Source organism: Corynebacterium durum (assembly GCF_030408675.1).
Taxonomy (GTDB): domain Bacteria; phylum Actinomycetota; class Actinomycetes; order Mycobacteriales; family Mycobacteriaceae; genus Corynebacterium; species Corynebacterium durum.
The window spans coordinates 2,520,532-2,544,837 of sequence record NZ_CP047200.1; the positions used below are offsets into that span (position 1 = coordinate 2,520,532).

The window sequence follows — 24,306 nt, forward strand, 5'->3', positions numbered from 1 at the left end:
GCACGAGGACACACCGTGACCACCGAGAACGAGCTGCACACCGAGCCGCACACTGAGGCTGCCCCCTTCAACCCGTTTGAGGATGACGATTACGAAGACAGCACCGGCATTCTCGCCTTGCTGGATGATCTGGGAACCATCAGGGACACCAGCGACGTCGGCAACCGTTCACGTGAACAAGCGCTGACCACGTTCCGGGAGCGTCGCGGCGCACACCGCCAGGGCCGCACCGTCGCGGACGGCATGGTGACGTTGCCGTTTATCCGGCCGATTAACGCCCTGGGTTCCTTGATCGACCCGTCGAAAGAGGATGATCCTCCGCAGCTGAAACCCGGCGACATGGTGGCCGACCAGTATGAAATCGCCGGGGTGATCGCACACGGCGGCATGGGCTGGATTTACTTGGCCAACGACCGAAACGTGTCCGGCCGCTGGGTGGTGCTCAAGGGTTTGATGGACGACGTGCAGGCCCGCGACCACGTGGTGGCGGACGCCGAGCGGGAGTTCCTGGCAGACATTACCCACCCCGGGATTATTAAGATCTTCAACTTCATTGACGATCCTCGCGTCCCCGGTGGCTTCATTGTCATGGAGTATGTGGGTGGCCCTTCCCTGAAGGACCGCCGCAAGGAACAACCAGGTCACGTGTTTGATGTGGACATTGCCATTGGCTACATCCTGGAAATCCTGCCAGCCTTGGAGTACCTGCATTCCCGCGGGGTGGTGTACAACGACCTCAAACCGGACAATATTGTGGTCACCGAGGACCAGGTGAAGCTTCTGGATTTGGGTGCGGTCAGCGGCATCGGCGCTTTTGGCTACATTTACGGCACTAAAGGTTTCCAGGCCCCTGAGGTAGCCACCGAAGGCCCCTCTGTGGCATCGGACATTTACACGGTGGGCCGTACCTTGGCCGCTATGTGCTGCCGCCTCCCGATTGTCGACGGCGTGTTCGCACCCGGGCTGCCCTCCCCCAGTGAGGAACCCCTGTTCCGGCAGTATTTGTCGCTGTATCGCCTTCTGCTGCGCGCCACCCATGAAGACCCGAAGCAACGTTTCCGGGATATTAGCGAACTGCAAACCCAGCTGTACGGAGTGCTGCGGGAAATCCTGGCCATCCGCGACGGCAAACAATTTCCGGCGCAGCACTCATTGTTTTCGCCGCAGCGTACCACCTATGGCACCAAGCATCTGGTGTTCCGCACGGACCAGCTCATTGACGGCATTGACCGCCGCGTCAAAATCACCTCCCCAGAAATTGTGGCGGCGCTGCCAGTGCCACTGATTGACCGCAACGATGTGGGCGCGGCGCTGCTGTCGGGGTCGTCGTACGCCGAACCGAGTGAGGCCCTGGAGACGATGCGGCAGGCGATGCAGGCGGAGGAATACGCCTCCAGCACGGAAATCCCCCTTGGGGTGGTGCGCGCGCTACTGGACTTAGGGTTCACGGCGGAGGCACGCACGTGGCTGGTGTCGCTGGCCCCGAAGCTCACCCAGGATTGGCGCTACCAGTGGTTTTCGGGCGTCACGGACCTGCTTCTCGACGATTTCGAGGCCGCCCAGGAGCACTTCAACAACGTCCTCAACATTCTTCCCGGGGAGGCCGCCCCGAAGCTGGCCTTGGCGGCTGTTGCGGAAATGCTGCTGCAGCAGGCGGCCCTGGAACAGGCACCGCTTCTCGACGCCGCGACCACCCGCGCCGCAGCCAACATCGACACTACCCCCGCCGAGCTGGTGATTAGCACCGACCCTGAATCCCTGCGCTATCAGGCCATGGTGCTATACGGGCTGGTGTGGGCCACCAACCCAGCAACCGTGTCCTCGGCGTTTGGCCTGGCCAGGCAACTCATGGCGGAGGGTCAAGTGGAGTTGGCGGTGGCCGCGCTGGATAAGGTTCCCCAACCGTCGCGCCATCACCGCATGGCAAAGCTGACCACGATTTTGCAGCTTGTGTCCGGCACCCCAGAGGACCTCACAGAGGCCCGGCTGCGCCGGGCGGCGCGGCGCCTAGAAGAAATACCCACCAACGAACCACGGTTCCTACAGATCAAAATCGCCGTGATGAGCGCCGCACTGAACTGGCTCGGCAGCCACAACTTGGACTCCGCGGCCAGCTCCAATGACTTGTTCGAGTGGCCGTTTACGGAGCGTGGCTTGCGCACCGGACTGGCTGCGGCACTACGCCAGCAAGCCAGGTCGGCCCCCTTTGCCCGACACCGCTACACGCTGGTGGACATCGCCAACGCGGTGCGGCCGACCACACGGTTTTAAGCTTCGGCGGCCAGCTTCATGGCGTAGCGGGCGATGGCAAGCTCCTCATTGGTGGGCACCACAAACACCTTGATCTTGGAGTCATCAGTGGAAATTTCGCGGGCACCGTTGTTGGGGAGGCTGTTGCGCTCTGGGTCGATCTTGATGCCCAGTTCCTCCAGGTTAGCCAAGGCGTCGGCACGCACATTCGGCGCGTTCTCGCCTACACCAGCGGTGAAGGTAATCGCATCCACCCGGCCCAATGCCACCATATAGCTTCCGATGTATCGACGCAGCTGGTGGATGTAAATGTTGTAGGCCAACCACGCGTCCTGGTCGCCCTGCTCAATGAGCTGGTCCAGTTCGCGGAAGTCATTCACACCGGAAATGCCCTTCACACCGGAAGAACGGTTAAGCAGTTGATCAATCTCATCAATGCTCATTCCAGCGGAACGATGCAGGTGGAAAATAATGCCCGGATCCACGTCCCCTGAGCGGGTACCCATGACCAAACCAGCCAACGGGGTCATACCCATCGACGTATCCACGGCCATGCCACCGCGAATCGCCGATGCCGACGCACCATTACCCAGATGTAGCGTGATCTGGTTCACCTCATCGGCGGGTTTGCCCAGCAGTTCCGGGATGTGCTGGGACACGTATTCATGGCTGGTGCCGTGGAACCCGTACCTGCGCACGCCATGCTCCGCCGCTACCTCAGCGTTGATCGCATACACCGCTGCTGCGGGAGGGACAGTGCTGAAAAAGCCGGTGTCAAACACCGCGACGTGGGGGACGTCGGAAAGCAGATTGCGAGCCACCTCAATGCCGTCAATATTCGCTGGATTATGCAGTGGTGCCAGCGGAATCAGGTCCCGCACCATGCCCAGCACCTCATCGGTGATGATCACCGGCTGGGAGAACAAAACACCACCATGCACCACGCGGTGCCCCACGGCAGAGATGTGCACGTCCTCCAGACCGCAGCCATGCTCGCCCATCAGCGCAAACGCCATATCCAGGCCAGCAGAATGATCCGGGATCGGTGCTGAGGTGGTGTATTTTTCGCCACCGAACTTCAGGGTCACTGTGCCCTGTTTCTCGCCGATTTGCTCTACCAAACCAGACGCAAATGGCTCATCGGTTGCGTGTTTTTTCGGGTCAACCAGTTGGAATTTAATCGACGACGACCCGGAGTTCAGCACCAACGCAAGATTCTCAGGTGCCTGCACCTGAGGTTCAACGGTGTTCATTTATTTGTCTCCTGCCTGAATAGCGGTGATAGCCACGGTATTGACAATATCCGCCACCGTCGCGCCACGCGACAAATCGTTCACCGGCTTATTCAAGCCCTGCAAAATTGGTCCGACAGCCAGGGCGTGGCCCGTGCGTTGCGCCGTCTTGTAACCAATGTTGCCGGCATCCAAATCAGGGAAAATAAACACGTTTGCCTGCCCCGCCACCGTGGATTCGGGCATTTTCTTCGCCGCCACCACGGGGTCCACGGCCGCATCGAACTGCAAAGGACCATCCACATGCAGCTCCGGGTCCAGCTTCTTTGCCATCTCCAGGGCAGCCGCCGCACGATCCACATCAGGACCAAAACCGGACGTTCCCGTCGAATACGAGAGGATAGCCACCCGAGGATCGATACCGAACTGCGAGGCAGTCTTTGCCGAGACCACCGCAATCTCACCCAGCTGCTCCGCTGTGGGGTTCGGATTCACCGCACAGTCGCCAAACGCCCACAACCGACCACGCAGCACCATCAAGAAAATGGATGACACCACGGACGCGCCGGGCACAGTCTTGATGATCTGGAACGACGGCTTAATCGTGTGCGCGGTGGTGTGCGCCGCGCCGGACACCATGCCATCAGCCAGTCCCATGTGGATCATCATCGTCGCGTAGTACGAAATGTCCTTCATGGTTTCGCGAGCCTCTTCCAAGGTCATTCCCTTGGATTTGCGCAGCTCCGTGAACTTTTCAGCGAATTCCTCAGCACGCGGATCCGTCAGCGGATTCGACAGCGTGGCCTTAGACAAATCCAACCCGAGCTCCGCCGCCCGTGCCCGAATCGCCTCTGGGTCGCCCAAAATGGTCAAGCGACAAATGTCCCGCTTCAACAGCTCATCAGCCGCCTGCAGAATACGGTCATCGTCACCTTCAGGCAGGACAATATGCGAGTTGTAGCCCTTTGCCTTCTTCAGCAGCCACGTTTCAAACACCACCGCGCTCATCACAGGTTCAACGTCCACCTGCAACGCGGCCTTCACCTTATCGACGTCCGCGGCTTCCGCAGCAGTCACCGCAGCAGCCACCACTGCACCCAACGCTGATACCTCCTGCAACGTCACATCAACATGGGGACCCGGGGCGTCGATAAGCAACAAAAGAGGAATGCCCAGCGCCGATGCAGCCCTGGCGTCAAAATCGATATTGCCAATGCCGCGCAGCAACACCGGCGAATCGCCAGCTAGCGGATCAGCGGCAACAACATCCTCCAACACTAAAGAATCAGTGACAAGGTCGCGGGGCACACAGCCCAATGAGGTTGCAAGGGCAGAAATATCAATATCATCAAAGTTGCGACCAATGGTGGTCACTAGGACGGAACGAGCATTGCCAGTCACGGAAGTCCTTTCTATACCGCTTTTTTATAGGCTGTGATTCACCGCATAAGTGTACCTATTGTGTCGATCTGGTGACAGTACCGCACCCCCACATACTGTCTTAACCGAACCAAGTAAGATAATGGACAAAAATCCCCCGAGACGCAAGGAAAACAGAACAGCATGTCCCGCCCCCTGCGCGTAGCAGTCATTGGAGCTGGTCCCGCCGGCATTTACGCCTCTGACCTGCTTATGAAGTCCGACACAGACGTCCTCATTGACCTTTATGAGCGCATGCCCGCCCCCTTCGGACTTATCCGCTACGGCGTGGCACCCGACCATCCCCGCATCAAAGGCATTGTCACATCCCTGCACAAAGTGCTGGACAAACCGGAACTGCGACTCCTTGGCAACATTGACATCGGCAACGAGGTCACCGTCGACGAACTCCGCGAATACTACGACGCCATCATCTTCTCCACCGGTGCCACCGGCGACCGCAACCTAGACATTCCCGGCGCGGACCTCGAAGGCTCCTTCGGCGCAGGGGAATTCGTGGGATTTTACGACGGCAACCCCGACTTCGAGCGCTCTTGGGATTTGTCCGCCGAGTCTGTGGCCGTTGTAGGCGTCGGCAACGTTGGCCTTGACGTGGCCCGCATCCTCGCCAAAACCGGCGACGAACTCCACGTCACCGAAATCCCCGACAACGTGTACCAAAGCCTCAAAAACAACAAGGCTAAGGAAGTACATGTGTTTGGTCGGCGCGGCCCAGCCCAGGCGAAATTCACGCCGCTGGAGCTCAAGGAACTTGACCATTCCCCCACCATCGAAGTGATCGTCAACCCCGAAGATATCATCTACGACGATGCTTCCGAACAAGCACGACGCTCCTCCAAAACGCAAGACCTGGTGTGCAACGTGCTTGAACAGTACGCCATCCGCGACCCCAAAGGCGCACCCCACAAGCTCTACATCCACTTCTTCGAATCCCCCGTGGAAATCCTCGGCGAAGACGGCCATGTGGTGGGAATACGAACCGAACGCACCGAACTCGACGGAAACGGGGGCGTGCGCGGCACTGGACAATACACAGATTGGCCTGTCCAAGCCGTGTACCGCGCTGTGGGCTACCGCTCCGACGCCGTTGGGGGCGTTCCCTTCGACGCTGAGCGCGCAGTTATCCCCAACGATGGCGGACATGTACTTGACGAGGACGGCGCCATCATCCCCGGGCTTTACACCACGGGCTGGGTCAAGCGCGGACCAGTCGGGCTCATTGGCAACACCAAGGGCGATGCCAAGGAAACCACCGAAATGCTCCTCGCTGACTGGAAAAATGGCACTCTCACCCCGGCCGCCAAGCCCGAGGAAGACGCCGTGATCCAATTCTTGACCGACAAAAATATTGCCTACACAACCTGGGGCGGCTGGCATAAACTCGATGCTGCTGAACGCGCACTTGGCGAAGCCGAAGGACGCGAACGCAAGAAGATCGTCGAGTGGAACGACATGGTCACCCACGCCCACCACAAAAACGAGGATTAGGTTGAGGTGGCGTGCAGCGTGCAGTCTTCGTCTTTGGCAACACACCCACAGCACCCATCCCACACCAACCGCCTATTGTGAGCAACGTCGCCCTGTGGGAAATGCCGCAATTTCCAGCACACTTTTTTCGTCCCGGAAAGTTCACAACGCCGCCCCGAATAGCGTGCTGGTAAGGCTGTTATCAAAGTTCATTGTTGCATTGTGGTGTGGTTAGGCGAGTTGCTGCAGTTCGGAAGCCTTCCTGCCCGCACTTCTGAACACTACAAACACGCCACGATTTGCGCCATGCCGGGTTTGCCATGGCGCCTCATAGTGGTGTTTTGAGTCTAGACTGTGGGCCATGCCCATTTATTTTGCTGTTTCTCACCTCGCGCAATTGAGCGCGCTTGAGGTGCATAAGTTGTATAAGTTACGTGTTGATATTTTTGTCCATGAGCAGAAGACCCCTTACGCAGAGATTGACGATGCCGATGCGCTGGACACCACATTCCACGTATTGAATTGGGATGCGGATAAGAATTTGATCGCCACCGCACGTGTATACCCATGCGTTATCGAGGGCAAGGACATGGTTCAGATTGGTCGCGTGTGTGTGGCCGAGAATCACCGTCACCAGGGCATTGGCGAAGAGCTGATGCGCCAAACCATGCGCCTAGCGGATGAGCAGTTCCCCGGCCTGGATGTGTTTTTAGAGGCGCAGACCAAGCAGCGCGATTTTTATGAGGGTTTTGGGTTTGAGGCGGTAGGTGAGGAGTTCACCATTGAGGGTGTTCCGCACCTGCCCATGCTGAAGAAATCACAGTAGCCACTAGCTATCTAGAACACTGTGATTGCGGAGGCCGCGCGTTGTGCGCGGTCTCGTGCTGTTTCTGCGTCTTCTGCGGTGGCGAGGGCAACGCCCATGCGGCGTGTTGGGTAAGAGACGGGTTTTCCAAAGAGCCGGATGTCGGCTTCTTCAACGGCGAGGGCCTCGGCCACACCGTCGAACGTGACCCCCGCGGCGTCGATACCACCGTAGATGACGGCAGACGCACCGGGCGAGGTGAGCGTGACGTCGATAGGCAGACCGAGGATGGCGCGGGCGTGGAGCTCGAATTCGGAGAAGCGCTGGGTGGCCAGGGTAACCAGGCCAGTGTCGTGGGGGCGGGGCGAGACTTCGGAGAAGTAGACGTCGTCACCGGAGACGAACAGTTCCACGCCGAAGAGTCCGTGCCCACCGAGGGCGTTGGTGATGCGGGCGGCGACGGAGCGGGCATTTTCCAAGGCAATGCTGGGCATGGGAATGGGCTGCCAGGATTCCACGTAGTCGCCGTCGCGTTGGAGGTGCCCGATGGGTTCGCAGAACCAGGTGGCGGTTTTACCGGAGCGGGGGTCGATGGAGCGGACGGTGAGGAGGGTGATTTCGTAGTCGAAGTCTACGAATCGTTCAACAATAACGCGACCGCCCTCGACACGCCCGCCGGATTGGGCGTAATCCCAGGCTGCGGCAATATCATCGTCGTCACGGACAATGGACTGCCCTTTGCCGGAGGAACTCATCACGGGTTTGACCACGCAAGGGAAGCCCATGGCGGCGACAGCCTGTTTGAATTCGAGGGGGTTGGAGGCGAAGGAGTATGCGGAGGTCGGGAGTCCGAGTTCTTCCGCAGCGAGACGCCGGATTCCTTCGCGGTTCATGGTCAATTGTGTGGCACGGGCGGTGGGGATGACGGTAACGCTGTGGGCTTCACAGTCGTCGAGCACATTGGTGTCCACCGCCTCGATTTCGGGGACGATGAACTGCGGCTTGACCTCGGCAATGAGTCGCCGCAGTTCGTCGGGGTTGGTCATGTCGATCACGTAATGCGCGTGCGCAACTTGGTGCGCGGGCGCATTTTCGTAGCTATCCACCGCGTGTACTTCCACGCCGAGACGTTGAAAGGCAATGGCCATTTCTTTACCGAGTTCACCTGATCCGAGAAGCATCACTGTGGTTGCGCTTGGGCTGAGTGGGGTGCCAATTCTATTCGGCGTGAACACGATGCTCTGACTCCTTCAGGCGGTTTGACTGTGGGTGTCGGTCTGTCGCAAGTATATTCACTCATAGCGCTACATGCAGTATGTTTGCGTAATGCGCGATGGTATCAACAAATTTTTCATCGTGGCTTGTCAGGATCACGGCTTTGCCGCGCGCGAGTTCGGCAGCAAGCATCCAGTGGAAGCGTTCGCGATCGGCGCTGTTCAGGGCGGTATCGGGCTCATCAAGGAGAATCAACGGTCGGTCATAAGCAAAGATCGCACCAAGTTGGGTGAGCTTCAGTTGCGACCTTGTGAGATCAAGGGGGTGCGTGTCGGGGTTGTTTGGTGCATCCGGCCACCACTGCCTTACCGTGGAATGAATCACCTGGTCCGCCGCGTTATGCAGAGCAAAAGCCGCCTCATGATGCTTTTCGACGCCCCGAAGAAGCGTTGTTTTGCCGCTCCCGTTAGCGCCCCGCAACCACAGCACCCCACCCTTGCGCGGGGCAAGGCGTATCGGCCCGACACGAAACTGTGGCGTTGCTTTTTGATGAAACTTCCACCAGGGCTGCGGCTGGGTGCGCTCCCCCACAATTTCCCCAAGGTCAAGGGTTTCCCCCGGTTCGACGGCATCCGGCAGGTTAGTGCACGGTTCTATTACTTCTTCTCGCACGGTGACGTGCGGCAAGGTACCCAACAGAGCCCTGAGCTGGGCAGTTGATTCCCGGTCAAGCCCTTCGTAAGGCTCGTCAAGCACCAGGTGCGGCGGCTCCACCACCAACAGCATCGCAAGTGTAAGGCGTTTGGTCTGCCCTGTAGACAATTCCCGAGGGTTGCGTTCCAGCAGGTCAGAAAGCCCCAGTTTATCCGCAATATCCAGGCAGCGGCGCTGCATCTCACTGCGCTCTACGCCACGTTGCTCAAGGCCAAAGGCGATATTCTCAATCACAGTGTCCCGCAGGAACATCACATCCACAGCGCAATCACCACCACTATGGCTGCTGCAGGAACAATAATGCGCAGAGCTTTGTGCGTCGCGCTATCGGCAACAGGACGCAGCACAGTACGACGCCCCGGCAGCCCCACACCCAAAACCTCCAGGTCAGGCGCGCGCTGTGCTCCCGCATCCAACAGATGCGTGATGGTGGGCAGGAGCGCGCGGGCGGTGGAGAGCAGGGGGTTCACGGGGCGTCGATACGCGAGATGCTGCGCGTACCGAACCTTCTCAAACGTCGCACGCCCCTCCGGGAGGATACGCAGAGCGGAACCAAGGATGTAGCTGAGGTTCGCGGGAGCGCGGGTGGCTTGCATAGCTTTCGCCAGTTCAGCAATAGTAAAAGTACTGAAAGCGGCCAGAGCAACGGCAACCAAGGCGGCGCAGCGCAACGCCAATTCAGCGGCGAGATGCGCGTGCCCAAATGGAATGTGGATCACTGCCAGCGAGAGTGCCATCGGCAAGACAAGCAACGCGGTGGGCACCAGCACGCGACGCCACAGCAACGCCGCAACCAAGAAAAACGCAGACAACCAGGGGTTATTCACGCCCAAGATGAGAATCCACGCGCTGGCGGCGAAGGAAAGAATGGTCAGAGGGTTCATCGGAATGCGGCGAGTGTTCGCTTGGGCAGGGACTTAAGCACCAGCCAGACCAGCAGCATCACCAACGCCTTATCCAACGGATCCGAAATAAACGATTGCAGCGTCACCGATTGCAGCAACGAATGCCCCATCTCACGCAGCAACGACACCACCGCCCCCGTGCCCACCCCGGCCGTTCCACCGTACACAAACGCCGCAACCGGGGCCGCGAGCATGCCGACAACAATGCCAATCACAGCACCAGAGAGCAGCACAGTTGCTATATTCTTCAACGCGCCGTGTTTGATAGCGACACCCGCGAGCCCTCCGACGGCTGCGCTCGTTGCAGCAAAAGGCAACACCGAGGGGTTAAAAGCACTCCACACCAGCGAACTCAACACGCCCGTGGCTATGCCCGCCCACGGACCAGCCAACGCCGCCACCAGCACCGTTCCCGTCGAATCCAGGTACAGCGGAATACCCACTGAACCAATAATCTGGCCCACCACGATATTCAGCACCAGCGCCACCGGGATCATCGACACCAGCCGCGCGGGCAACGCCGGAACAGTAGCCACCAACAGCAACACCGCGCCCGTGACATACCCACCCAGTGTGATCAACGCCTGCGAACTCGCCCCCACCGACGACCAATCAGTCGGCCTCGCCACCACCACAAACAACCACGCCGCAGCGATAAACAACGCCCCCACACCGGCAAGGGCCTTTTGAACAGCACTCAGTGACATACCACAACCTCACAACATAAAACCCCTATGTCACCTCGGGGTTTACCTACAGCACATCATCATAGCAACTGCTTAACGACGCCCACCAACTCCCGCTTCGCAGCCTTAACATCCGCATCTCGCACCAAACGCGCATTATGCGGGCGACCCCAATGATTCCTAAAATCCGCGACCGTGGTGCCACGAAGAAGCTGTGATGTGGTTTCCACATCGACCGTGACGGGGATTGCTTGGTAAGGCACCGCACCTAAGGCAACCATGCAGGTCAGGAGGTCATGTATCTGCGCCTGGTAGCCCTCCCCTTGAGCCTGGTGAAACTCAAAATAGAACCTCAACATTGGGTGCAGAAACTCCGGCAACAACGGCAGATCATCCGGGGTGATCACCATTTGCTCCGTCACCTCTAGGGAACAGACTGTGATCGGCGTTGGCGTATGTTTAAACGCAACCTGAGCCGCGTGCGGATCAACCCAGCTATTCCACTCCGCAGTCGGGGTCGTGTTGCCCGGGTACAGATATGCCCCGCCCATGAGCGTGATGTGCTTGGGCAGCTGGTCACGTTGCTGCATGTAGGTGGCCAGATTAGTCGCCGGACCAGTCACAATAAGGTGCAGATCCTCATGCTCTCGGATAGCCTCATCCCACAGGCGCATCCACTCCCCCGGCCGGGCTGGCGGCAGATCAACCGAGTGTTCCGCATAACCCACGCCTAGAGGTCCATGCGTCTCTGGGGTGGTCACCAATGGAACCTCCAAGGGTTCGGTGCAACCGGCGGCCACCGGGACGTCGACAAGCGAACACTGATCCAGCACAAACCTGGAGTTCATCGCGGCCTGCGTTGCCGAGGTGTTACCCGCCGTGGTTGTGACCGCCGCGAGGTTGATGGTGCCCTGACGATGCAGGCACGCGAGGTACGTCAGGGCGACGGCATCATCAATACCGGTATCGCAATCAAGCAAAACGGGGCGCATATCCAGGGACTATACCAAGGTAGGCGGGGCTAGACTGGACGCATGGACGCCTGCAAACTTTGGGACGACGGACTACAGCGATACGACATGGGCTGTGATGCCCAACCACTCGCGCTTTACGGACCACAGGGCGTTGGAAAAAGCACTCTCATGAATCAATTTGCGCACATAGCACATACACGCAGGTGGATCGTTGCACACATAACAGGCCACAGCATGAACACGCTGTGGGATTCACTTGTGTCAACGCTCACTAGCAACGGACATTGGCCACACAACTACGACGTAGTAAATGAAACCCTTGACCTTGAATTACTGAAGGAAATCTCCGCGCAAGGCGCAGGATTTGCGCTTCTTATTGATGATGCAGACGAACTTCCACTAAAAGACCTAGAAGCCGTCTGCGCTGCGCTCCATGAAGCAACACAGGACGGTCTTCGTGTCACTTCGGCACTCAGCGGGCTACCCACCTTGCCTGCCAAACTTGCGGAAGCCCAATCCTATGCGGAACGTCTTTTCTACTTTCTTCCGATCGACCCTAACTCTCCATCACGTCGTTGATCACGATTGTCTGGTCGCGGCCCGGGCCAACGCCAATGTAGGAAATGCGGCAGCCTGACAGTTCCTCCAGGCGGCGAACATAATCCTGCGCCTTCTGGGGAAGCTCATCGAAGGTGGTGCACTCAGAAATGTCCTCGTCCCAGGCGGGCATCGTCTCATAGATCGGCACCGCATGGTGGAAATCGGACTGGGTGATGGGCATCTCGTCGTGACGAACGCCGTCAACATCGTAGGCCACGCAGATCGGAATCTCACCAATGCCGGTCAGCACATCCAGCTTGGTTAAGAACAAATCAGTAAAACCATTCACACGCGACGCATAGCGAGCAATCACCGAATCGTACCAGCCACAACGACGCTTACGGCCCGTATTCACGCCGACCTCACCGCCGGTGGTCTGCAAATACTCACCCCACTTATCAAACAACTCCGTGGGGAACGGCCCGGCACCCACGCGAGTGGTATATGCCTTCACGATGCCTAACGACGACGTGACACGCGTTGGCCCAATACCAGAACCAACGCAGGCACCACCCGCCGTGGGGTTCGACGACGTGACAAACGGATAGGTGCCATGATCCACATCAAGCATGGTGGCCTGGCCACCCTCCATCAGCACATGCTTGCCCTGGTCAAGAGCCTTATTCAGCTCAAGTTCGCTCTCGATGACCATCGGGCGCAGCCTGTCCGCATAGCCCAGGAAATACTGCACAATCTCCTCGGCGACAATCGCCTTGCGGTTGTACATCTTCACCAGAATCTGGTTTTTCACGTCCAGAGCGGACTCGACCTTCTGGCGCAGAATCGACTCATCGAAAATGTCCTGCACGCGAATACCCACGCGAGACACCTTGTCCGCATAGGCAGGGCCAATGCCGCGGCCTGTTGTGCCGATGGCGCGCTTACCCAAAAAACGCTCCTGCACCCGGTCCAACACCTGGTGATACGGCGCGACAACATGGGCGTTGGCAGAAATACGCAGGCGGGACGCATCCGCACCACGGGACTCCAGGCCGTCGATCTCATCGAACAGCGCTTCCAGGTTGATCACCACGCCATTGCCCAACACTGGCACCGCGTTTTCCGATAGCACCCCCGCAGGTAGAAGCTTCAGCTCGTACTTTTCACCACCAACGACCACTGTGTGCCCGGCATTGTTGCCGCCATTAGGTTTTACTACATAGTCGACCTGGCCGCCCAGGATGTCGGTGGCCTTACCTTTGCCTTCATCGCCCCATTGGGCACCGACGATGACGATTGCCGCCATAGTGTTAGTCACTTCCGATCGTTGGAAACTTTAAGACGCCCGACATCATACTATGAACCGCCCCTAGCTGCGACGTTATGGACTGTGAGATTGCCTGAGCGATCGATGGAAGCACAATCACAACAAAGCACATTGCCTTTACTATTTCCACTAACTAGCATTAATAAAAAATCAAAGAAGGCACATAACATTACAGAAGTGCAATAGTTGCAGCATATCAGCTTATATTCTCAAACTAATTGCCATAGCACGCATTACGACCACCACTCGGTTTCACTATCAGCTGGCGTTATCATCTCTATACAGTCTTTCACATCCAAAAACGCCGTGTTCTTTATTGGCGCATTAACAGAGATATTCCCGCCACGATTCCGATACACAGTGACATTACTATTAGCCATCGTCTACACACCTGACAACAACCAGCACCCAAAGACGATCTACAGCCCCAAATCCGTTTTTATCCCCCATTTTGCTATTCAAGACCATGACACAGACACTCTTGGTGGCTGACCCCTTTTCCAGGACACAAATCGGAGACGACTATCACCACGAAACCGCAGTTTGCCGGAACTTACCGTCAATACCGACAATCATTGTTTTACAGCCAACTATCATGCAATAAGCCAGGCGTGTCTCACGATTATCGCTGGATAAGCGTGTTACGGTGGGTTATCTACGTTGACACGCCTCCATCAAAGCGCTATCCCCCCAGTTCAAGTATGGTTTTGAACGGGGTTAACGCGTGGGGGTGCAAAACCGGCTTGAGAAAACTCGATACCGGCGTTTGGTGCGTAGTGGGTTTAACTGGTGTTTTTATCGTGATTTAAGGAAGCAAATGTGGGAATGGGATCTATTCGACGGGGGTGTGTAAATCGTTTCCTCCGCCCCTGGTCAGAGGGGGTGTTTTTCTGGTAGGGTTGGAAACCAAGTACCGCGATATAGCGGATGGAAACTCTACAATCATGGCTTACCCCTTTCAAGGTACGAAGTCAGAACCCAAGTACCGCGATATAGCGGATTCAAAACAGGTCTATTGACAAAGCCGGACCGCTTTATTGAGTTGTCGCCAAGCGTTGTGTTTATTACAAACTCTTGGCACTATACATTGTGCGCCCCAACAAAAACAAAGTCCTACTCGCATGTAGGCTAGGCTCTTGTTTTTCATCCAAACAGCATGCACAAATTTTAGTTTAATTTGGCACGGATACCAGAAGTATCCCCACAATACACGAATGACACAAAAGCAGACAGGCCACTAAGATCAAATGCGCAGCAATTTTATTGACAACCAAGACTACGCTTACATCTGCAAAATCTCCACTCCACGGGACAGCGGAAACACTATCACTTACGGCAAAATCGGCGACAAGCTTGTTTTTCTATAAATCTCGATAAGCAACCTTGATGCACTCAACAGCCCAAAGGTTACATCTGCGGGCAATAATGCAACATTTCTCTCACAACGACTTTTTGAATGGAAAATTTTCCACCTACTGGACCATACTGATGTAAGCACAGATGCAGACCCGGAAAGAAGGAAAGTAGTAACGCTCAAGAAGAAGGTAGATCCGTTAGATGTTTAAACAGAGTTCCTGATGAAGCTGGCGGGAGTGATTGCCCAGTCTGCACATTCTGTTGCGCAGAACTGGACTAGGGCCGCCGTCATTTTAAATCAGATTGTCTCTTCCGAAGGCGCTCTGACCCGCACGGTTGTGTGTCCATTCCTTGTCGCTGATGGGCAAGGGCGGGAAATGATGCGCGTCGTAGAGGAGTAGCAGAGGCGTATGAATGAGTACGACTCAAGCTACGGAAAATGGCGCATCAGCGATTATGAGGAGGTCAACTGGTGGGCCTTCCACGAAGATTTCCACGGACACCCCTGAGCGGTAGCCCGGCAACGGTGACGCGGATGCTCGACGGCGGTTGCGCGGCCGTCGATAAGCGATAACCGCAGTTATTCGTACCGCAGCGCGTCAATGGGGTTGAGTTTGGCGGCTTTGTTCGCAGGATAATAGCCGAAGAACAGGCCAATTCCCAGGGAGAAGAACAACGCGATGAGCACACCAGAGATCGGTGGGTAGACAAAAGCACCCATCATGGCTGAGCCAATCATGCCTATAGCGCCGCCGAGGATCACGCCGATGATGCCGCCGAGCAAACCAACAATCATGGCCTCTACCACGAATTGGATACGGATGGCGTTGCGTGTCGCGCCGAGAGCTTTGCGGACGCCGATTTCGCGGGTGCGTTCGGTAACGGTCACCAGCATGATGTTCATGACGCCGATGCCACCAACCAACAGGGAGATGCCGCCGATAGCAGAGACGAACATGCTGACCGTAGATAGTTGCTGGTTGAAGCTTGCAAGTTCTTTCTTTGCATCCTTCATTGCGACCCGGTAGTAGACGTCGTTTTCGTACTGCTGGTCAAAGAATTCCTGCACTTTTTGTTTGACTTGGCCATCGTCAGTGCCAGGAGTGGGGCGGACACTGACGGAATCCCACGCGCCGTCAGCATTAGCGAAGCGTGATTCTGAGGGCCAAGGAACATACATCGTAGAATCATCCCTCAAATTAACAAGTCCTCCTTTTGATGCCGTTTCCTCGTAGACGCCTACGACAACAAACGAGGTGCTGCGGCCGTCAGTGTTGGTGAAATCCACCTCGGCCCCCAAGGCAGCGTTGTTATTTCCGTCGAAGAGCTGTTGTACGGCCTTCGGGGAAATAACGGTGACCTGACGGTCACCCTCAATGTCTTCCTCGGTAAGAAGTCGGCCCACTGCCGGCTTCAATTTCTTCATGGTAATGAAGTCTGTGTTCACCGCGTTGAGAGTGATATTTTTGGTACCCACCTGAGCGGGAGTAGAGATAGTCCCCTGATACTGGGAGGCACTGCCAATGCCTACACCAGCAATTTGTCCAGGGAAGCGTCTCTTCAGATCGCTGATCATGTCGGCACTGATTTTGCTACTCTGGTCAACCTCCACCGGAGACGTGCCGTAACTGTTCTCGTCCTCTTCCTCCTCCTCGTTGGTGGTTCGAGATTTCACCTGTGCGGTGAGGTCGTTGATCCCGGCATCCGCAAGATTCTGCAACGTCTGGGCCTGCAGGGCATTACCCAGAGTCACAATCGCGATCACCGAGGAGATACCGATGATCACGCCCAGCAACGTCAACAGCGCACGCATTTTGTTGGAGCGCAGGCTGGTCAGGGCGAGTTTTATGGATTCTGCGAGGCTCATGCGAATACGCCATCCACCATGGTGACAATACGTGTTGTTTCCTCCGCCAATTCGGCGTTGTGGGTAATGAACACGATTGTTTTGCCTTGTTCCTGGTTGAGCTGGTGAAAAAGATCCATGACGAGCCGCCCGGTGCTGGAATCCAGGGCGCCGGTGGGTTCGTCGGCAAGCAGCACTTCAGGGTTGTTGGCCAAGGCTCGGGCAATGGCCACGCGCTGCTTCTGACCACCAGACAGCTCATTGGGCTGATGCTTCATGCGGTCTTTCATGCCCACAAGTTCCAGCAGCTCGGTGGCGCGTTCGTAGCGTTCCTTGGCTGAGTAACCCGCGTAGATCATGGGGATTTCCACGTTTTTGATGGCGTTGATCCTGGCGATCAAGTTGAAGTTCTGGAACACAAAACCGATGTTTTTGCTGCGGTAGCGCGCGAGCTGATCGTCATTGGAGTCCAGCATGTCCACGCCGTCGAAAAAGTAGGTTCCTTCGGTGGGGCGGTCCAGCAGACCGATGATGTTCATCAACGTGGACTTGCCGGAGCCGGAGGCACCAACCACGGAGACGAATTCGCCGCGGTCCACGTCAAAGTCGCAGCCGTGGATGATGGTGAGTTCGCCTTGATCGCCAATGTTGAAGCTTTTGACAATATTGCGCATTTCAATAAGGCGGTGGGGTTCTGGCTGCAAGCCGTGCATGTCCTGCGCGTCCTGCCCGCTGACGACCTTGGGAAAATTCTGTGTGTGGTTACCCATCCAGCTTCACCTGCTGCCCTACCAAACTACGGTAGCTGTCGGGGTTGCTCAGTACGGTGTCGCCACTCTTGAGGTCACCTCCGGAGATGATGGTATCCACGTCATTGGCCGAGCCGACCTTTACCTTACGTTCCGCCACCACTTTCAGACCGGAGTCTTCAGCGACAACGAGCACGCATTGCTCACCTTTGTCGTTGGTGAACACGGCGTCACGAGGCACCGTCAGAACATTGGCCTTCTTTTCGGTGATCACCTGGGCTTTTGCGGTACCACCGATGAGCAGGCCCTGGCGCTCACCCGTCACCTCGATTTCAATGGGGAAGGTGACTTTCTGGGTACCTGAGCCGGATGCGCCGCCACCGCCAGCTCCACCTGCACCGGCTGCTGCGGAGGCACCACCGCCACCTTGGGCACCACCGCTCGGCTCTTGTGAGCTGCCGCTGACGGACGAAACAGAGGTGACGCGACCGTGGAATTCCTTGGCACCCGTACCCACGGTGGTGAAGGTCACCGGGAGACCGGGAGTGATTTTGGAAACGTCAACTTCCTTGACGTCGGCACGCACCAGCAGCTTGGAGTCATCGCCCACAGCAAGCAATGCACCGTTGGCGGCTTTGCCCTGTTCAGCAGCCACGTTGGTCACCACGCCGGAGAAGGGCGCGCGGATTTCCGAGGAGGAAATGTCGTAGCGCAGCTGGCTGTTGGCCTGCTCAGACACCAATTGCCCGGCCTCAGCGGCACGGATGGCCTGTTGCACGCCCTGGTTGTAGGTGCTCAGCTGCTGGTCAGCGGCAAGTTTTGCCGATTCCAGGCCAGTAGCGGCCTCGCGTTTGGCGGCGAAAGTACCCGCCACATTACGCTGAGCAGCAGCCACTTCCTGATCCACCTTGGCCAAGTTATCCAAGTAGGTTGCCTCAGCTTCGCGCAGCTGACGGTTCGCACTGTCCAGATTATTGATGGCATCGGCACCGTTGAGAATGCCATTGGCAATGCCCTGACCCGGGAGTCCGGCGATGCCGCCGCCCTGCTGACCCTGGCCTTGATCACCGTTGGCACCGCCTGCCTGGCCACCGGCTCCTCCGGCACCTCCACCTGCGGCGGCGGCACCGTTTCCAGCGGCGTAGAGGAGGTCAACACCAGCGCGAACGGCATTGATGGAGGCCGTCAGCGCCTGGGTGCGTGCCGCGTTCACAGCGTTGGCCTGGTCCCTGATCATTGGGTCGCGGCCGGTCGCACGGTCATGATCCTTAATCTGGAAGTTGATCACTGCGTCGTTAAACTGCCCATCGGCATTGCGCAGCGCAGCCTCGGCCTGATTGATCTGCGAGTTAAGCCCTTGGTCAAGTGCATCTTTGTACTGGTTGTACTGGTTCTGTGCCTGCTCGATCTGGTTTCGCGTGTTCACAGCGCCACTGTTCTGCTCGGCCAGCTGCTTGTTCAACTCGCGCTGGTTGCTGGACACATCAATCTGCGCCACCAATTGGTCCTGATTCACATGGTCGCCCACGCGCACGTCAAGAGCACTCACCGGGCCGGTGAGGTGCGTGTACAGGTTTGCGGTTTTCACCGGCGCAACCGAACCATTGACGGCTACGCGACTGGAAAATTCTTTAGGCTTGAGCACCTGGTAGTCGCTAGTCGGGATGACCGTCGCAGATCCTCGTAGCAGGAGGAAATACGCACCCAACGCAGCAATCAGCACCAAGGCCACGATAGACGTGATAACCCACTGGCGTTTACTCAAATTCCTTATTTTCATTGCCGCCCTAAACGTATTCGGTCACATGAGATTCTTGCAATAATCTTACCGATACATATTTATAAGGCACGTTTAGTGGAGCCAACTCTACCCCTAGCCGCAGGTAGAGTGAGATTCACTACAAGTTTACCGATACACATCATTTTCACAGAATATTAACAGCAATATTGCTATTTACACAGCGGCAGTATACTTATCGCCATGCGTGTGCTTGCGTTACGCTGCGGCTGCCCCACATTCGACCTGCCCGAAACCTGCGAGGTTTTCGACCTCCCGGCTATTCCAACTCGCCGCGACCTCGCGCCCCTCGACGATCCCATCCGCAACGCTCTCCCCCACGACCCGACGCCCTCGCTCGACGAGATCGCCGCCATGCCCGACGTCGCGCATCTCGGAGCGCCAACGCTCGCGCCGCAACAACCCGACGAGCCCCTGCGGATAGTTGTGGTGGGTACCGACGCCGCCCTCTCCACCGTACTCACCCGCCTCATGCGTATCGACGCCCTGTGGGCACAGATCGGCTTTATCCCCACCGCACCATCCACCGCTGCAGAGAACTGGGGTTTACCTGGGGATACGGCTTCGGCATTAGCGCTGGCAACGGAGGGAGCGGTTCATCCTGTGCCACTTATCCGTGATGATTCGGGTACTGCGGTGGCAGGTTCTGCGACAATTACGCCTTTTGAAGGGCGCGACTTTGTTGGCGAAGTCATCGTGGACGACCGCGTTCTACTCAGCGGCAACAATGAACTCGGGGCGCGACTCGTTCCCATGCTCGACGCACCGGGAATCGCTGCAGTCCGCTACAAGCGAGGATGGTTCGGACGCGTTGGAGCCGATATGAGTTCCTTGTCTACAGGACGCGCCTTGCAGGCGGGCGGTGTAAAACTCAAAGTCTCCGTGGACGGTGTGGATAGACCACGACCTGTGGATAAGGTCACCTTCTACCGGCATTTACGGGATTTGCAGGTTGTACGGGGATAGGGCTATTTGGGGATACTATGCCGCAACTTCTGCGCGAACATTGAGCGTGATTCAGGAAAAGTATTTCCACAAACACATTAATCACCGTCGAGTGCGCTGCAGAAACAACCTAGGAATGGATTTGACATCCGCCAACGTTTCACATGTGCAACGGATCACCTCACCATATACCCGTCTTGTTGAGCGTGTTTATTGCGGGCTTTTTTCTTAATTAAGTCAGATACCCAGAGATTGTGCGAGATACCAAAATCTGATGGAAACCCCCATTTAATCCCACAACTCCGGCGGCATCGCCGGATGCTCGGACGTGGGTTTTAGAACCGCCACTGCGGATTTCTTGGACAGGCCGCATACCTGTAAAAGGTCCACGATGATGGACCGGGTCTGTGCCAGAATAACCTGGGCGGACAGCACACGCCCTTCAGCGACGTCCAAACCTGCGGCCGAGCCGAGTTTACGTAAGCGTTTGACCAGCATCGGAATTTCGGCGGACTCGCTCACCTTGGTTTTCCCCATGTACAGCACGCTTAACTGGGACGCCACATCGGCTAGTTCTTCAATGATCTGGATTTGTTTTTCACTCACCGTGTCGTGATCTTCCAAAAGCACCAGGGCACGTCGGGCCAGCACGCGAGTGTTGCGAATGGCGTTATCCACCGGGTTCAGGATGCGGATAAGCGATTTCACTCTACGGCGTTCCGGCCACAATAGCGGCGACATTCTCATGGATTCTTTGCCGCCTTTAGCGGCAGCGATCATGTTGTTGATGTTGCCCTGGGTACCGCGCGCAGCGGCCAGGGCATGGCGAACAACATCGGCGTTATTGATGCGCAGAGCGTGGGCGACGTCGGTGAGCACGTCCGAGATGATTTCCAAGATAATGGCGATTTCTTTGCGCCCCGCAGACAGCGGCGAAATCGGGATGAGGCTCATGATGATCAGTCCCACCATTCCGCCGATGAATGCGTCTGACATGCGGTCCGTCCCACCGGACGTGCCGGGCGGAAGAATCGTGGCGATGAGGATTGAACCGAATGCAGCCTGGTTGGCCACCAGCGGGCCTTTATCCACTAACGTGGCCAGGACCAGCGACAACGTCACTGCCACCATGATTTGCCACGTCCCGGATCCCACCCACGAGATAATAAAATCTCCCAGCCCCACCCCTAGACTCACACCCACTACAAGTTCGATGGCACGACGGATGCGATCGCCGCCAGTCAGGCCCAACACAATGATGGCGGCCATGGGAGCGAAAAACGGGAGAGGGTGACCGAACAGGTTTTTCGCCACCCAGAAAGCTGCACCAGCAGCAACGCTGACCTGGACGATCCCTAGCCAGGATCGACGAACCCGGAGTAGACCAGCGTAAAGGCTGTTTACAGGGTTTTTCAACATGGCGCTCTTGGCCCGACTCAACGCGTGAACTCCTTGATGTTCAGCAGGCACACCAACGCCCCGGCTGCCGCTGGCGGCGCTGGGGCGAAGCGTGTTTTTAGGTAGATCGATTACTTCGACAGGGAGCTTCCCACCGAGTGCAGATCCTGGCAGGCTTCCACGATGCGGTCAGCCATGCCCTGCTCGGCTAGCTTCATGTAGGAACGCGGGTCGTATGCCTTCTTGTTGCCGACTTCGCCGTCGACCTTCAGCACACCGTCGTAGTTGGTGAACATGTGGCCCACGATCGGGCGGGTGAACGCGTACTGCGTATCGGTGTCTACGTTCATCTTGATCACGCCGTAGCGCAGGGCCTCTTCGATCTTTTCTTTCTCGGAGCCGGAACCACCGTGGAACACGAAGTCGAAAGGCAGGGCGTCGTCACCCAGGCCAAGCTTTTGGCGGGCAACCTTCTGGCCGTCTAGCAGAACCTCGGGGCGCAGCTTCACGTTGCCGGGCTTGTACACGCCGTGCACGTTGCCAAACGTTGCAGCCAGCAGGTAGCGGCCGTTCTCGCCGGTGCCCAGGGCGTCGATAGTCTTGGCGAAGTCCTCCGGGGAGGTGTACAGGTTGGCACCAGCCTTGGCCTCTACGCCATCTTCCTCGCCGCCGACGACGCCGATCTCTACCTCAAGGATGATGTTGGCAGCGTGTGCCTTGGCCAGCAGTTCCTGGGCGATTTCCAGGTTCTCATCGATCGGCACTGCGGAACCGTCCCACATGTGCGACTGGAAGAGCGGAAGCTCGCCACGATCCACGCGCTCCTGGGAGATAGCGATCAGGGGGCGGACGTACTCGTCAAGGACTTCCTTCTGGCAGTGGTCGGTGTGCAGTGCAACGTTGATGTTGTAGTGCTTTGCAGCCTCATGAGCGAAAGCAGCGAGGGCGCAGGCGCCAGCCACCTTGTTCTTAACGGACAGGCCGGAACCAAATTCGGCACCACCAGTGGAGAACTGGATGATGCCGTCTGACTCTGCTTCCGCAAAGCCACGCAGTGCGGCGTTAATGGTTTCTGAGGAGGTGCAGTTGATGGCCGGGTAGGCGAAGCCGCCCTTCTTGGCCTTGTCCAGCATCTCGGCATAGACCTCTGGGGTTGCAATTGGCATAGTGTGTTTCCTCCATTAGGTGACACAAGTTGGGCATTCTAGGTTTTAAAGTCCTGAGGTCGATTATGCCCCTGTTCTGCACTTTGTGCCCGTCTAAAGGGGGAATTTTTAGCGCCGCAATGCCCGATCAAACAAAACAAATACATTCCCACATTACGAGCAGGGCGTTGACGTGGCGAAACGCTCAAGAAAACCCAAAAAGTGAAATGCAACACCGTTGCACTCGGGCATCGCCACATCACACAGATACCACTCAATCACCCCCGTTGCCTGTACTCTTCGCGCCACCATGATCCGAATCCCGCATGGCATCCACCTTCACGGCGGCTTCCAAGAGCATCCAGCCGGATAATTGAACAGACAAATCTCGCTCGGGAATGTGGGAACTCATCACTGCGCCCGCGATGGATTGCGCCGCCACCCCCGAGTTCTGCGGCAGCCGGGCATCCTCCGTCCAATCGGAAGCAAACACCGGCAGTCCATCCACCTCTAGACGGTGGTTCCACACGCTTTCCGCAGAGGCCAGGACGAGGCGCGCGGCAATGTCCCGTGTGGAATGGTTCAGTGGGGAATCGTCAGGCAACCGCACCGCCACATCCGCCAAATAACGAGCCAGAATGCCTTTGAACAGCCCCCCATCGCCGCCGCCGGTATTCCAATCGATCACGCCCTTGGGGGTTGCCATGTCTTTGGCAACGGCGTGCACGAGGTCGCGCAGCCGGGACACGTATTTCATGGCCACTGCGGCCTTTTCGCCTTCGCTGACGGTGGTAAATCCATGCTGATTCACTATGCCTTCGTATTCCAGTAGGCGTTCCGAAAGTTCCAGGCAGGCCCCCATCATCACGCCCTGGCAGTAGGGGTGAATATCTTTGACCACCTCGGGACCGTGCATACGCATGCGCACACCGTCCATGACCAGGCCCTGATCATTAATCAGGTTGTCGTAGACCCAATCGATCAGCTCCTGGGCCTCCGCAATTCGTCCGTTGCGCGCCAACATAATGGCGGCGGGACCATTAGTGGGCACGTTGTAGAACGTCTCATTGTGCCGCCACGGCAGCACACCCGTCAGGCTATCCCTGCCTGCAGAAATGTTGGACTCCAGCGCGCGCAGACCTTTTGGGGGACGAAGTTTGCGCACCCCACCAGCCCGGGCGGCCGCCAGCGCCAGCCACGCCTTGTCGTCGTAGTAGCGGTTGTGGGTCCAGCCGCGAAGATTGCGCACTCGAATTCCCCGCATGGTGTCCCTGATCAGTTGCAGGCGCTTGGTGGTGGTGCGTCTCGACGCCGCGTCGACCAGACAATCCAGGTAGTGCGCCTGCCACCAGTAATGCCACTGCACAAACAGTTTGTCTTTGATGGCCGGTGGCCAACTCACCACAGCCAGGTTGGTCCGTGGAATACCCCACACGCGGCTGGCATGCCGCTCGTTAATGGCGGCTTCAGCAAGGTCGGCGCGGTGCGCCCATTTTTCTTCCACAGTGTCTCTC

20 protein-coding genes are annotated in these 24,306 nt (G+C 57.3%); 6 read left to right on the top strand and 14 right to left on the bottom strand.

The window, feature by feature from the left end:
- The first annotated feature begins 15 nt into the window (after positions 1-15).
- The gene (locus CDUR_RS11770) at positions 16-2,271 is read left to right on the top strand and encodes a serine/threonine protein kinase (RefSeq protein ID WP_179418349.1); all 2,256 of its coding nucleotides are present in this window, start codon (positions 16-18) and stop codon (positions 2,269-2,271) included.
- On the opposite strand, the gene CDUR_RS11775 is transcribed toward CDUR_RS11770, so the two are convergent.
- Together CDUR_RS11775 and pta are read right to left on the bottom strand one after the other, a co-directional pair.
- Positions 2,268-3,503, bottom strand: coding sequence for an acetate kinase (locus CDUR_RS11775; RefSeq protein ID WP_179418350.1), 1,236 nt, complete (start codon positions 3,501-3,503; stop codon positions 2,268-2,270). The two genes, CDUR_RS11770 and CDUR_RS11775, sit on opposite strands and share 4 nt — an antisense overlap.
- A complete protein-coding gene (pta, locus tag CDUR_RS11780) occupies positions 3,504-4,883 on the bottom strand; it encodes a phosphate acetyltransferase (protein WP_179418351.1) in 1,380 nt (459 codons plus the stop codon). It abuts the gene before it with no gap.
- A gap of 162 nt (positions 4,884-5,045) precedes the next feature.
- Here pta and CDUR_RS11785 point away from each other — a divergent pair, with 162 nt between their 5' ends.
- Both CDUR_RS11785 and CDUR_RS11790 read left to right on the top strand, forming a co-directional pair.
- Positions 5,046-6,410, top strand: coding sequence for an FAD-dependent oxidoreductase (locus tag CDUR_RS11785; protein ID WP_040358923.1), 1,365 nt, complete (start codon positions 5,046-5,048; stop codon positions 6,408-6,410).
- A 340-nt stretch (positions 6,411-6,750) separates the two neighbouring features.
- Positions 6,751-7,215 (top strand): GNAT family N-acetyltransferase, encoded by a 465-nt coding sequence (locus tag CDUR_RS11790; RefSeq protein WP_006062331.1) that lies wholly within the window; start codon positions 6,751-6,753, stop codon positions 7,213-7,215.
- Positions 7,216-7,226: 11 nt separating this feature from the next.
- Here the strand turns inward: CDUR_RS11790 and purT are convergent, their stop codons facing one another.
- From purT to CDUR_RS11815, 5 genes are all read right to left on the bottom strand, one after another.
- A complete protein-coding gene (purT, locus tag CDUR_RS11795; protein WP_179418352.1) occupies positions 7,227-8,429 on the bottom strand; it encodes a formate-dependent phosphoribosylglycinamide formyltransferase in 1,203 nt (400 codons plus the stop codon).
- Positions 8,430-8,490: 61 nt separating this feature from the next.
- Positions 8,491-9,375, bottom strand: coding sequence for an ATP-binding cassette domain-containing protein (locus CDUR_RS11800; protein WP_233453080.1), 885 nt, complete (start codon positions 9,373-9,375; stop codon positions 8,491-8,493).
- Positions 9,375-10,007: an energy-coupling factor transporter transmembrane component T family protein gene (locus CDUR_RS11805; protein ID WP_179418354.1), complete on the bottom strand. Its 633-nt coding sequence runs from the start codon at positions 10,005-10,007 to the stop codon at positions 9,375-9,377. Before CDUR_RS11805 ends, CDUR_RS11800 begins: the two co-directional genes overlap by 1 nt.
- Positions 10,004-10,735: an ECF transporter S component gene (locus tag CDUR_RS11810; RefSeq protein WP_179418355.1), complete on the bottom strand. Its 732-nt coding sequence runs from the start codon at positions 10,733-10,735 to the stop codon at positions 10,004-10,006. The genes CDUR_RS11805 and CDUR_RS11810 overlap by 4 nt, the downstream gene beginning before the upstream one ends.
- A 59-nt stretch (positions 10,736-10,794) precedes the next feature.
- The gene (locus tag CDUR_RS11815) at positions 10,795-11,706 is read right to left on the bottom strand and encodes a nucleoside hydrolase (protein WP_179418356.1); all 912 of its coding nucleotides are present in this window, start codon (positions 11,704-11,706) and stop codon (positions 10,795-10,797) included.
- A gap of 42 nt (positions 11,707-11,748) precedes the next feature.
- Between CDUR_RS11815 and CDUR_RS11820 the strand changes: the two genes are divergently transcribed.
- The gene (locus tag CDUR_RS11820) at positions 11,749-12,267 is read left to right on the top strand and encodes an ATP-binding protein (RefSeq protein ID WP_179418357.1); all 519 of its coding nucleotides are present in this window, start codon (positions 11,749-11,751) and stop codon (positions 12,265-12,267) included.
- Here CDUR_RS11820 and CDUR_RS11825 read toward each other — a convergent pair.
- Positions 12,245-13,534, bottom strand: coding sequence for an adenylosuccinate synthase (locus CDUR_RS11825; RefSeq protein ID WP_179419136.1), 1,290 nt, complete (start codon positions 13,532-13,534; stop codon positions 12,245-12,247). The genes CDUR_RS11820 and CDUR_RS11825 overlap by 23 nt on opposite strands.
- A gap of 1,598 nt (positions 13,535-15,132) precedes the next feature.
- On the opposite strand from CDUR_RS11825, the gene CDUR_RS11830 reads away from it, so the two are divergent.
- Positions 15,133-15,312 (top strand): hypothetical protein, encoded by a 180-nt coding sequence (locus CDUR_RS11830; protein WP_179418358.1) that lies wholly within the window; start codon positions 15,133-15,135, stop codon positions 15,310-15,312.
- Positions 15,313-15,491: 179 nt separating this feature from the next.
- On the opposite strand, the gene CDUR_RS11835 is transcribed toward CDUR_RS11830, so the two are convergent.
- From CDUR_RS11835 to CDUR_RS11845, 3 genes are read right to left on the bottom strand one after another with little or no spacing between them, the layout of a single operon-like run.
- Positions 15,492-16,778 (bottom strand): ABC transporter permease, encoded by a 1,287-nt coding sequence (locus tag CDUR_RS11835; protein WP_179418359.1) that lies wholly within the window; start codon positions 16,776-16,778, stop codon positions 15,492-15,494.
- Positions 16,775-17,470: an ABC transporter ATP-binding protein gene (locus CDUR_RS11840; protein WP_040359027.1), complete on the bottom strand. Its 696-nt coding sequence runs from the start codon at positions 17,468-17,470 to the stop codon at positions 16,775-16,777. Before CDUR_RS11840 ends, CDUR_RS11835 begins: the two co-directional genes overlap by 4 nt.
- Before the next feature lie 49 nt (positions 17,471-17,519).
- Positions 17,520-19,271, bottom strand: coding sequence for a permuted SH3 domain-containing protein (locus tag CDUR_RS11845; RefSeq protein ID WP_179418360.1), 1,752 nt, complete (start codon positions 19,269-19,271; stop codon positions 17,520-17,522).
- A 216-nt stretch (positions 19,272-19,487) separates the two neighbouring features.
- On the opposite strand from CDUR_RS11845, the gene CDUR_RS11850 reads away from it, so the two are divergent.
- Positions 19,488-20,270 carry a hypothetical protein gene (locus CDUR_RS11850; RefSeq protein ID WP_179418361.1) on the top strand — a complete coding sequence of 261 codons (783 nt, stop codon included), beginning with the start codon at positions 19,488-19,490 and terminating at the stop codon, positions 20,268-20,270.
- A gap of 267 nt (positions 20,271-20,537) precedes the next feature.
- On the opposite strand, the gene CDUR_RS11855 is transcribed toward CDUR_RS11850, so the two are convergent.
- From CDUR_RS11855 to CDUR_RS11865, 3 genes are all read right to left on the bottom strand, one after another.
- Positions 20,538-21,668 (bottom strand): FUSC family protein, encoded by a 1,131-nt coding sequence (locus CDUR_RS11855; RefSeq protein ID WP_179419137.1) that lies wholly within the window; start codon positions 21,666-21,668, stop codon positions 20,538-20,540.
- Between the two features lie 110 nt (positions 21,669-21,778).
- The gene (fbaA, locus tag CDUR_RS11860; protein ID WP_006062314.1) at positions 21,779-22,813 is read right to left on the bottom strand and encodes a class II fructose-bisphosphate aldolase; all 1,035 of its coding nucleotides are present in this window, start codon (positions 22,811-22,813) and stop codon (positions 21,779-21,781) included.
- Between the two features lie 253 nt (positions 22,814-23,066).
- Positions 23,067-24,296 (bottom strand): glycoside hydrolase family 76 protein, encoded by a 1,230-nt coding sequence (locus tag CDUR_RS11865; RefSeq protein ID WP_179418362.1) that lies wholly within the window; start codon positions 24,294-24,296, stop codon positions 23,067-23,069.
- Between the last annotated feature and the right edge of the window lie 10 nt (positions 24,297-24,306).

What these genes read in the sequence shown, in the direction of transcription:
- CDUR_RS11775 (WP_179418350.1), bottom strand. Translation starts at nt 3,503, where the DNA reads ATGAACACCGTTGAACCTCAGGTGCAGGCACCTGAGAATCTTGCGTTG.
- CDUR_RS11785 (WP_040358923.1), top strand. Translation starts at nt 5,046, where the DNA reads ATGTCCCGCCCCCTGCGCGTAGCAGTCATTGGAGCTGGTCCCGCCGGC.
- CDUR_RS11790 (WP_006062331.1), top strand. Translation starts at nt 6,751, where the DNA reads ATGCCCATTTATTTTGCTGTTTCTCACCTCGCGCAATTGAGCGCGCTT.
- CDUR_RS11800 (WP_233453080.1), bottom strand. Translation starts at nt 9,375, where the DNA reads ATGTTCCTGCGGGACACTGTGATTGAGAATATCGCCTTTGGCCTTGAG.
- CDUR_RS11805 (WP_179418354.1), bottom strand. Translation starts at nt 10,007, where the DNA reads ATGAACCCTCTGACCATTCTTTCCTTCGCCGCCAGCGCGTGGATTCTC.
- CDUR_RS11810 (WP_179418355.1), bottom strand. Translation starts at nt 10,735, where the DNA reads ATGTCACTGAGTGCTGTTCAAAAGGCCCTTGCCGGTGTGGGGGCGTTG.
- CDUR_RS11815 (WP_179418356.1), bottom strand. Translation starts at nt 11,706, where the DNA reads ATGCGCCCCGTTTTGCTTGATTGCGATACCGGTATTGATGATGCCGTC.
- CDUR_RS11820 (WP_179418357.1), top strand. Translation starts at nt 11,749, where the DNA reads ATGGACGCCTGCAAACTTTGGGACGACGGACTACAGCGATACGACATG.
- CDUR_RS11825 (WP_179419136.1), bottom strand. Translation starts at nt 13,534, where the DNA reads ATGGCGGCAATCGTCATCGTCGGTGCCCAATGGGGCGATGAAGGCAAA.
- CDUR_RS11830 (WP_179418358.1), top strand. Translation starts at nt 15,133, where the DNA reads ATGAAGCTGGCGGGAGTGATTGCCCAGTCTGCACATTCTGTTGCGCAG.
- CDUR_RS11835 (WP_179418359.1), bottom strand. Translation starts at nt 16,778, where the DNA reads ATGAGCCTCGCAGAATCCATAAAACTCGCCCTGACCAGCCTGCGCTCC.
- CDUR_RS11840 (WP_040359027.1), bottom strand. Translation starts at nt 17,470, where the DNA reads ATGCACGGCTTGCAGCCAGAACCCCACCGCCTTATTGAAATGCGCAAT.
- CDUR_RS11850 (WP_179418361.1), top strand. Translation starts at nt 19,488, where the DNA reads ATGCGTGTGCTTGCGTTACGCTGCGGCTGCCCCACATTCGACCTGCCC.
- CDUR_RS11855 (WP_179419137.1), bottom strand. Translation starts at nt 21,668, where the DNA reads ATGTTGAAAAACCCTGTAAACAGCCTTTACGCTGGTCTACTCCGGGTT.
- fbaA (WP_006062314.1), bottom strand. Translation starts at nt 22,813, where the DNA reads ATGCCAATTGCAACCCCAGAGGTCTATGCCGAGATGCTGGACAAGGCC.